Here is a 458-nt window from a genome sequence, read left to right as displayed (position 1 = left end):
GTAACAAGGTAGCGCTAGGGGAACCTGGCGCTGGATCACCTCCTTAAACGATGATTATTGCGATGAGTGTTCACACAGATTGATACGGTTTATGAAGTAAAGAGACGATACTGGGTCTGTAGCTCAGGTGGTTAGAGCGTTCGCCTGATAAGCGAGAGGTCGGTGGTTCGAGTCCACTCAGACCCACCAATTTCTTTCCCAAGGAATTGGCGACAGTATCGACACCTTGATGGGGCTATAGCTCAGCTGGGAGAGCGCCTGCCTTGCACGCAGGAGGTCTGCGGTTCGATCCCGCATAGCTCCACCATCTTTAAGTGTTCTTGAAAAAGAATCTTTAAAAATGGTTTTCATCAGAAAATCTAGCTCTTTAACAATTTGGAAAGCTGACAAAACAATCTTTTAAGATTGTTTGTAAAGTTCTCAATGTTTGTCTTTATGACAAACACCAAAAAACACAT

The 458-nt window shown here is 44.3% G+C and carries 2 tRNA genes; both read left to right on the top strand.

What is annotated here, in order from left to right:
• Positions 1–112: 112 nt before the first annotated feature.
• Positions 113–189 (top strand) — tRNA-Ile (locus tag IQR33_RS20925).
• A gap of 42 nt (positions 190–231) precedes the next feature.
• A tRNA-Ala gene (locus IQR33_RS20920) sits at positions 232–307 on the top strand.
• The last annotated feature ends 151 nt before the right edge of the window (positions 308–458 follow it).

The sequence above is a fragment of the Vibrio sp. OPT46 genome, assembly GCF_015163535.1.
Taxonomy (GTDB): domain Bacteria; phylum Pseudomonadota; class Gammaproteobacteria; order Enterobacterales; family Vibrionaceae; genus Vibrio; species Vibrio alginolyticus.
This window is presented reverse-complemented; position numbering and strand designations above follow the sequence as displayed.